Below are 1,394 nucleotides of genomic sequence, written 5' to 3'. Positions count from 1 at the left end.
GGATATTATAGGTTCTGTTGCGAAGTTTTTTAAAGTGTTTTTTTGTAGATGGTAGTATTGGCAGAGTCTTTTTTTACATATTTTACTGCTCGAATACTTCCTTCATTGACTTCTTTTAGAAATTGTTTTCCTATTGATAGGCGTACTCCTTTAGGAATAGTTTCCCAATTTACAGATAATAAAGTTTTTAGTGAAAAGTTTGTGTCAGGTGGAAGTTTTTCAATTAGTCCAGTTATTTCGTTAAACCAATGAGAAAATTCGTGGTTTGGAAATTCTTTTTTAATCAGATATTGCTGGATAGAGAAGCTTCCTGCTTTTTTTAGCAAGGTTTCATACTGCAAATCAGTTAGGGTTAATTGGATATTCTTTGACATTTTAATTATGTCCTTTCATTTATATTCATATAAAGGATATCACATCCTATTTTGTTTGTCAATAAAACATTTTGTTTGTCAATAAAACATTTATATAAATGCTTTATTTTTTATAAATTTGTAAAAAACAGCCCCTATAATTATATCTTGTAAGTATAAGGGCTGTTTTTGGTTAATTTCTTAGGGGTTATTATCTAATTATAGACCCTAAACGAACATCTTTTGTAGAAATCCTTTTTTCTGCTCTTTGAGAAGATCTAGCTTACGCTGATGAAGAGCGATAGTGTCATCTAACTGTTTAAAGAAAGAGCCTATTTTTTGTTGTTCTTCAATCTTAGGTAGCTCTAGATTTAGATTAGAAACTGCAGGATAGTTAACATATATTTGCGTTCCCCCCTGAACAATTCGTTTAACTTTTTCTCTAAAAGGACCATTAAGTATGGTATATGCAAAATTAGAATCAAAGTTTTCTTTCGGAGAAATAATTTCAGTTCGTTGATTGATAACATATTCGTTATCTTTTTCTACCAGTAAAGTTCTTCCAATAATTGTTCCATTAGCAGTTTTATCATTTAGCACCATGGTGAGCTCTCCAGAATTAACAACTCGTCCATCTGTAATTTCATTTGATATTGCGCGAATATTTTGATCAACGTATTGGCTATTTAATCCATAGCTACCAATTGAAATAACTTTGTATACACCATATTTGTCAAAATACTTTTCAATAGCTGTTCCGCCTCTGTGATTAGCTACGTCAGATAACTTACGCTCTTCCCAATCGTCAGCAAACCCCGCAAATCGCAATTCAGGAACTTTGGCACCATTTTTAGGGAACATCTTTTGTAAAAAGCCTTTTTTCTGTTCTTTCAATAAATCTAACTTACGTTGATGAAGAGCGATAGTATCGTCTAACTGTTTAAAGAATGACCCGATTTTTTGTTGTTCTGAAAGTTCAGGTACCATAATCGACATTTTCGACATTTGCTTACCTGAAACCTCAACAAAAGTAGATCCTGC

At 32.1% G+C, this 1,394-nt stretch carries 2 protein-coding genes; both read right to left on the bottom strand.

The window, feature by feature from the left end:
• Positions 1–29: 29 nt before the first annotated feature.
• A complete protein-coding gene (locus tag ABTZ99_RS44960) occupies positions 30–374 on the bottom strand; it encodes a DUF1413 domain-containing protein (RefSeq protein ID WP_349221525.1) in 345 nt (114 codons plus the stop codon).
• Between the two features lie 207 nt (positions 375–581).
• Positions 582–1,394: restriction endonuclease subunit S (locus tag ABTZ99_RS44955; protein WP_499619289.1), on the bottom strand; the 813-nt coding region annotated here is incomplete at its 5' end.

Source organism: Actinosynnema sp. NPDC002837 (assembly GCF_040295345.1).
Lineage (GTDB): Bacteria > Actinomycetota > Actinomycetes > Mycobacteriales > Pseudonocardiaceae > Actinosynnema.
The sequence above is the reverse complement of the archived record's forward strand: the minus strand, read 5'-3'. Positions and strand labels throughout refer to the sequence as shown.